Origin of the sequence: Limosilactobacillus reuteri (assembly GCF_002254085.1) — a bacterium.
GTDB lineage: Bacteria > Bacillota > Bacilli > Lactobacillales > Lactobacillaceae > Limosilactobacillus > Limosilactobacillus reuteri_K.
Map to the genome: position 1 here is coordinate 1 of NZ_NGPY01000034.1, position 6893 is coordinate 6893.

At 35.9% G+C, this 6893-nt stretch carries 8 protein-coding genes; 1 reads left to right on the forward strand and 7 read right to left on the reverse strand.

The features are described from left to right. Positions 1-148: 148 nt before the first annotated feature. The 5 genes from CBG10_RS07335 to CBG10_RS07350 all read right to left on the reverse strand — a co-directional run bounded on the left by CBG10_RS07335 (position 149) and on the right by CBG10_RS07350 (position 2894). Complete coding sequence (locus tag CBG10_RS07335; protein WP_004562256.1) at positions 149-631, reverse strand: nucleoside 2-deoxyribosyltransferase; 483 nt, start codon at positions 629-631, stop codon at positions 149-151. Between the two features lie 75 nt (positions 632-706). After that, the gene (locus CBG10_RS11235) at positions 707-862 is read right to left on the reverse strand and encodes a hypothetical protein (RefSeq protein ID WP_003663775.1); all 156 of its coding nucleotides are present in this window, start codon (positions 860-862) and stop codon (positions 707-709) included. 1 nt (position 863) lies between these two features. Next, the gene (locus CBG10_RS07340) at positions 864-1727 is read right to left on the reverse strand and encodes an alpha/beta hydrolase (RefSeq protein WP_019251193.1); all 864 of its coding nucleotides are present in this window, start codon (positions 1725-1727) and stop codon (positions 864-866) included. A gap of 75 nt (positions 1728-1802) precedes the next feature. Then, positions 1803-2441 carry a DUF421 domain-containing protein gene (locus CBG10_RS07345; RefSeq protein WP_078009780.1) on the reverse strand — a complete coding sequence of 213 codons (639 nt, stop codon included), beginning with the start codon at positions 2439-2441 and terminating at the stop codon, positions 1803-1805. 9 nt (positions 2442-2450) lie between these two features. Further along, positions 2451-2894 (reverse strand): DUF3290 family protein, encoded by a 444-nt coding sequence (locus CBG10_RS07350; RefSeq protein WP_094509588.1) that lies wholly within the window; start codon positions 2892-2894, stop codon positions 2451-2453. A gap of 115 nt (positions 2895-3009) precedes the next feature. Here CBG10_RS07350 and CBG10_RS07355 point away from each other — a divergent pair, with 115 nt between their 5' ends. Further along, positions 3010-3279: a YbaN family protein gene (locus CBG10_RS07355; RefSeq protein WP_019251191.1), complete on the forward strand. Its 270-nt coding sequence runs from the start codon at positions 3010-3012 to the stop codon at positions 3277-3279. A 40-nt stretch (positions 3280-3319) separates the two neighbouring features. Here CBG10_RS07355 and CBG10_RS07360 read toward each other — a convergent pair whose 3' ends face one another. Beyond that, positions 3320-5644, reverse strand: coding sequence for an ATP-binding protein (locus CBG10_RS07360; RefSeq protein WP_019252788.1), 2325 nt, complete (start codon positions 5642-5644; stop codon positions 3320-3322). A gap of 179 nt (positions 5645-5823) precedes the next feature. Beyond that, positions 5824-6678: a DNA/RNA non-specific endonuclease gene (locus tag CBG10_RS07365; RefSeq protein WP_094502125.1), complete on the reverse strand. Its 855-nt coding sequence runs from the start codon at positions 6676-6678 to the stop codon at positions 5824-5826. Between the last annotated feature and the right edge of the window lie 215 nt (positions 6679-6893).

Below are 6893 nucleotides of genomic sequence, written 5' to 3' on the forward strand. Positions count from 1 at the left end.
CAATCTGAATCCTGATAATTACTTAGTAATCTTAATTTTTCTGTTGTGGAATAACTAGAAACGAAAAACACCCCCTAGAATTGGCACTTTTATTATTTAAAGTGTCAACCCTAAAGGGTATTGTACGTGAAAACTCGCACATCTTTTTTTAATATACTCCACCATCGTAGAAATTGTAAGATGGTTTATTAAAATCATAATTAGGAAGTTCTGACATTTTAATGAAATTATCTGCAATTCCCCAACTCATTAAATTAATAGGTTTACCAAAGTCCTCATCAGGAATCACTACCATAATATATTTACCTAGTGCGCGTGCCATTCCTAATTCAACACCCATTCCTACATCTTCTTCTTCAGGAATGTAGACTGCTAAAAGCATATCAGAAGTTGAAACTCCTACACGATCACCATTGTAAGTTGCTGTACTCCATTCGCGATCTTGCAAAAGCTCTGGATGTTCATCAACCCGTAATCCTTTATATTGGTGTTGTAATGGCACATAAGAATTCTCTACATCTACTGTAGGGTTAGCCTTAATTGCATTCATTGCGTCCTCATAAGCTTTATTTTGCTTGTCAGTAAACCACCCTGCACAGAAATATACTGTCTTACTTTTTTGATTTGTCATTAAGTGAACTCCCCTTTAATTTTTGTACATTTAAGATTCTATCATGGAATAATAAACTTAACCAATTAGGATTTTTTAATTTTTATTGAGAGCGGTAATAATTAACTGCTTGGCTGCCTTTGAAACTGAGATATCTTTTTTATCTGCATATTCTTTTAATTGTTGGTATATAGCTAAGTCATCAGGCCCACGCCATATAATTCCTGTTACTTGGCCATGTTCTTTATTCATTTTAATTCCTTCCCCATAAAATGTTAGCGATATTGTTCAAAATTTTTGTGCGGTGATGTAATTGAAAATGAGTAGTTTTCGGATACACTTTTTGATGATACTTAATCGATGGATGGGCTTTAACTAATGATTTTAACATTTCCGATTGGATATGCGGAACAGACCCATCAGTTTTTTTACTGCCTTCTTCACTACCCATTAAATTATAAATCTCAACAGGATAATTTAATTGCCAATTTTTCATCTCCAAAAACAATTGGTGAAAATTCTTGTCAGTAGACTTATTAACTAAATGATAGCGATATTTTAATTGATCGCTCAGGCTTTCTTCAACTGGTACCCCTAAAAAGACTACTTTATTTAACCGAATATGATCTTGAAGATATTTTGAACCCATATAAGCATGAATGAATTCTGTTCCTCCATATGAGTGGGCAACGACATTAATTTTCTGCATATGATAATATTTCTGCAAATAATTCAAAACAATCGTCAGTTGCTTAATCTGTGGATGGTAGGTACCATTATAGTTCCAAGTAAATAAAACTTGAATTAAAGCATTCTTTTGCCCATGAAAGTTTCCCTCTGTCCATATACGTCCGTTAGGAGCAACCCAAATCGTTAGAACTTTTTGTGCAATGTTTTTCTGTTGATAGTACTTAATCATTTTATTATAAGTAATCGTACTTCCACCCCAACCGGGAATAAGTAACGTAGGCACAGAAGAATAATCCACTTTATCTTGGTAATTTTGCGGTGATAAAGATTGTCCAGGCGTACCTCGTAATAAGAAACCTTGAATACCAAATGCAAGAAGAACTAGACTACCAATACTAATCCCGGCAATTTTTAACGACTTTTTCATCAAATCATCTTCTTATCATTTCATTTTGTAGTTCCCTCTTATTATACGCTTGAAAATTATAAAGGGGATGGCCTTTTAAGCTTTTGGATATGGAATTAAAGTTAATTTACCATTAATATATTCGCCAAGATAGATGTCATCAACACTGCCATATCCTGCTTTATGGATTTGTTCAAATACCCACTGTTCATCATGATGAATCAATTCCATTACGTCAATATTGATCTGTCCATCATTAATTAACGGGAAGCGAACATTTGCTTCATCATTTTCGATGATTACAAGTTGACCATTTTGTTCTAAAATTCCACTCTTGACCTTAGCAACTTCATAAATTCCGTGACCACGAAGACGGAACATAAGGTCATTAGCACTGATTCCTGCACGCATACAATTCTCTACTAATAATTTTCCGTTCTGAATTAATATTTGCGGGCGCCCATCGATAATTCTTCTTACCCAAATATTATGATCTTTAGCAAATTTCACAATAAATACAATTAATGTCCAAATCAAAAGGACCATTATAAACTCAAGAACAGAAATATCACTATTGTAGATAATTCCGCCAATAATACCACCTAAAACATAATTTTGAACTTGATCAATGGCGGATGTTGGCGCAAGATTCCCTTTCCCCAATAAATTAATCTGCAGAATCAAACATAGCATACCAAGGACAAACTTTATAATGATTAACGAATAAGTATCCATTCTTCTCTCCTACTTCATTAAATTAACCTGATGATTAACAACATGTGCTCGTGTAAGGGTATAATTATCTCCCGTTTGACTTAAATTGACACGGTAATCCCGATCCTCAATTCGAACAAGAATTCCATCCGTTAAAGTTGTGGAATTAACAACTACTTTTTGTGGAGAAACATTATGATCCCGAGCAACCGCCTTAATAAAGGGAATCATCTGAGTTGTTTGGGATTGCTGTGTGGTACTTTTTTCCATATCGGTAACTTGAAAACCAATAAAAATTAACAATAGCAAAAAGAAAATTATTCCTAAATCACGATAACGGGTAATAAGGCGATGTCGTAAATATAAAAGTGCCATTACTGCAATCAGAAGTATAAAGATGATAATAGCAATGTAATTGAATATTTGATTCATATGTTGGTGATTTGATAAATAGCTAATTGTATAAAATGTCAATTTATTTCTCTCCTTAACTTAAATGTAATAAAAACTTAAGCAGCTCTCCACCCTTTTTTGTACGCTCATGATAAAATAATGGTAATGATAGTATGAAAGAAAGGAGGAGTTCTTAATGATCATAAAATTAGTATTAAAACTTGGATGGATCTTGTTAGGGAGCATTTCATTCGTTGGTGGGATAATTGGGATGCTCCTCCCTGTAATTCCGCAGGTTCCATTCTTCCTCCTCACAATATGGTGTATCACTAAAATTTCACCACGTTTTCATAACTGGCTCCTTCGTAATCCACTCTACATAAAATATGCAAAACCCTTGGTAAATCGGCTTGAAAATCTGAAACATTATCCGAAACAAAAGGCACAAAAAATTAATAGTAAATAAAAAGGTCTTGAATGCTATTTGCGTCCCAGACCTTTTTATATTAGCCAAATAATCGTGCCCAGAATCCCTTCTTTTGTTCTTTAACAGGCGATTCCGTAACTTTTTCAGCTGTATTCGTAGTTAACGTTTCTTCATTATTTGCTTCGTTTTCCGCAGTATCTTCAGCATATGGGTTGCGTTCACCAATCCATTTAAAGAATTCATCAGCTTTTATCTCTACAAACTTACCACGCTTGCCATTGATACCATCCACACAGAGTTCAATTGGCAGTGCATTCCGGTACTTTTCAATACTATCGGCAGTAAAACCATTGAAAGTATTAAGCTTTGAGATATCAAATAACAAGCTATGATCTTGTTGGCGGTATTTAAAGTCTTCTTCTTGTGTTAGGTAAAGCTTAGCCCAGCGGTTACGTGAACTTTCCTTAAAGTCATCACAAATTTCATCTGCAAAGTAAGGAGGTACTTCCATATCCGCCATTTGATAGTAATCGCGGAAAATCTTACGGGTATTTGCTAAGAAGTCAAGTTTACCAGTTTTTTCGTCGAATGCGCGCCATGGCGTCTCATCGTCTTCTAGTAAACTTGCCATTCGCATTACAAAGTCCTTAAACAGCGTATTATTTAAAGTTTGCCGTACGTTATAGATATATTTATTGGCTTCTCCTTTTTGCTGATCATCGATAACCTTATCAATTTGAAGATAATAAGTTCGTCGTGCAGTTTCACGAAGCATCGTAAAACCAGAATCATAATTTGTTGTTCCAATTAATGGCGCAATTGCATGGGGATTGTTAACCAATTCATTCATCGTATCAACAACTAAGTGCCGACTATATTGATCCTGTTGGAAGAAGTATGGTTCAATCTCATCCATTAAAACGGGGTATGAACTTCCAAGCTTCATGTAGTGCTCGATTGCATCAACAGTTTTTGCTTTTTTCTGCGGTGTATCTGTAGGATAGATAGTTCCAAAATCAATTAATGACCGATCAGTATTCCAAGTCAATTGATTAATAATCCGTAATAAAGTTGACTTTCCAGAACCAGCAGTTGCTCCTAGAATCAAGAAGTTAGGAATATCATTACCATCTTCAGGATTCAAACTAGCTTTCGCACGAATTTCCCATAAAAATGGTGCCGTAAAACTATATAAAATAGCTTCATAAAATCGCTTGCCATAATCATCATTGTAGTCAACAACGTATTGCTGATACCCTTTTAATACTGCATCAATACTCTTTAAGCCATCACGAATTTGACTAATAGTCGCAATCTTCCCAAACTGAATTGGGTGTGTGCCAGTATCATTTGGTACATACAGGCCACTATTATTGTTAACCAGATTTCTTTCCATCGGACGATCATATAAGAATGTTGTATACTTCTTCTCTGCTGACCGTTGTTGTGGTGTCATTCCACTAATCAGTGCATCTTGAACTTGTTTAAAAATCTTTTCGCGCGATTTCAATTTTGGCTTAGCTGCTCGGGGCGATACAGCTGTTTTTTGCAAAGTGTAAATTGTATCGTGTTGTTGAATTTGTCGTTCTGCTTCTTCTTTATCTTGAGAGCGGTTAGTCGTAATATCTCGCATCGACTTAGTAATCATTGCGGGAATTTTATTTTCATCAATTTGTTTTTGAACGTCATGACTAATCAAGTCGGTCATATCTGCCGCTGCGATTTGATCGGTAACTTCATTATCAAGAATTACAACCGCATTCTTAGTCCCTTTAGTATCTTTCAAGCTCTCATCAATTTGATTTTGCGCTGCATTTAAAAGATTTTCAGTAAAAAATGGTCGTAAAACTGGCTTGATGTCATTCTTATAGTGGTTATCAAGATTTTGAAATAGCCGAATGTCATCATCAAAGACTAATATTTCTTCATATTGGTTACGCTCTTTATCAAATGAAGCACTGTCCAAGTTAAGACTTCCCAAAATCACACGAGTATCGTGGGTCTCGGAATTACTTAGGAGGTAAAAACGTGAATGGATAGCCTGGGTTGGGGCAATTGCAACTTGAAAAAGATTGTTCAACACATTTGCTTGATTGTCACTAGTTAATGCTTCAAAGACTTTAGCAGGCTTTTTATTAGCAGCAGATAGCAATGCATTGGTTAAAGCTACCTTAGTGATTACTTCATCACCAGTTTTAGCTTCATAATTTTCAGGGCTGCTCAGTGCAACTTCGACTTTAATGAATCGACTTAGATACTGATTAATAAAGTCGGCAGTCACGTTACCAGTAACTGCTGTTAAACGATTGAACTTATTAGCATCAAAAAGCTGGCTAATCTTTAATGGTGGAGTATCTTGACCATTAAAAACAATATGAATCTTTTTTAGATCTGAATCTGTCATTGGCGTAGTCCTTTTCTAAACAATATTAACTCTTTTTATTTTCGTTTATTTAAACCAATTTTGCAAGTGACCAGTGAAATATTTTGTTTCTACGCTAGTTTTATATGCAGATGATAAATAGGCCCCCCAATACTTTAATCAAATGAAGTATTGAGGGGCTATTCTAATTACATAGTTTTTTAATTCGTGTTCACTTGCGTTACTGCCCCCGTTGCATAATTTATACTAATATTGTTTTGCACATTGGGGACGAACACATTGTATTGCAAACTGCCATCCTTTGACCTGGCCTCAATATGGGCACCAGAAGGCACTAAATTATTACCATCATATACGTCAGTTACCCGATAACGAACTTGTTTATTTTGATCCAGAGCTTTTCGCACTAAGCCTTCATAGTAGTTTTGCCCGGTTGATGTACTGCTTCGGGCTTCATTGGCCCAAGCAGTTTGAGTTGCAATATTAGCAGGATTTGACTCTGAAGCATTAAAGCCACGGATACCACCTACTAATGCATATCCCAGTAAATGTCCGCGATCATAAGCATGGGAGATCCCGCCTTTCAAGTTGTGAGCTTGTAAAAATCCAGCTGGCTTCCAATTAGTGACCCCATTCCCAGTTTCATTCCGATTACGGTATTGGCGTGTTGTACGATTGAGCCAGGCGTCTCCCTGCCATGCTCGTCCACGCGAATCACGTCGATTAACAGCGTATGGCGCATTATTAATATTTACGTTTAGCGCCGTCTGATTGTTATTTAAAATAAACGCTCCGTAACCATTCCATTTTATGTCAGATGTTCCTAACTGCTGACGGACGCCATTAGAAAGAACACTCGTAGCCTGCTCTTGGGTTGGCGGCGTAAAAGAAGATGATCGATTATTGTTGTTTGAATGGCGCCAAGATGCTACCCGTTGGATTCTCTGTGGTAAGGTACTTCCCTTATCAGATGGCTGCGAAAAACTACCAATGCCGAGAACCGCTACTAAAGCTAAAAGTAAATACTGGGTCTTTTTATTAAATCGAAATCGCATGTTTCTAAAATACCTTTCCTCTTAAACGTATGTTCGTAAAAGTATTTTATCATTTTAATTGATAAAAGAAAATACTCCCAAAACAATAGTATCTGTCAAGTTTTCATAGGTAGCCTTTAAATATACAGTTTTAGTGGGTTAGTGCCTTAAAAAGTTGTCCCATTGGTCTACTTGTGGCCGTGTTAATCGGAATTATTCCTTGTACTGCTCCAATT

What these genes read in the sequence shown, in the direction of transcription:
- CBG10_RS07360 (WP_019252788.1), bottom strand. Translation starts at nt 5,644, where the DNA reads ATGACAGATTCAGATCTAAAAAAGATTCATATTGTTTTTAATGGTCAA.
- CBG10_RS11235 (WP_003663775.1), bottom strand. Translation starts at nt 862, where the DNA reads ATGAATAAAGAACATGGCCAAGTAACAGGAATTATATGGCGTGGGCCT.
- CBG10_RS07345 (WP_078009780.1), bottom strand. Translation starts at nt 2,441, where the DNA reads ATGGATACTTATTCGTTAATCATTATAAAGTTTGTCCTTGGTATGCTA.
- CBG10_RS07355 (WP_019251191.1), top strand. Translation starts at nt 3,010, where the DNA reads ATGATCATAAAATTAGTATTAAAACTTGGATGGATCTTGTTAGGGAGC.
- CBG10_RS07365 (WP_094502125.1), bottom strand. Translation starts at nt 6,678, where the DNA reads ATGCGATTTCGATTTAATAAAAAGACCCAGTATTTACTTTTAGCTTTA.
- CBG10_RS07340 (WP_019251193.1), bottom strand. Translation starts at nt 1,727, where the DNA reads ATGAAAAAGTCGTTAAAAATTGCCGGGATTAGTATTGGTAGTCTAGTT.
- CBG10_RS07335 (WP_004562256.1), bottom strand. Translation starts at nt 631, where the DNA reads ATGACAAATCAAAAAAGTAAGACAGTATATTTCTGTGCAGGGTGGTTT.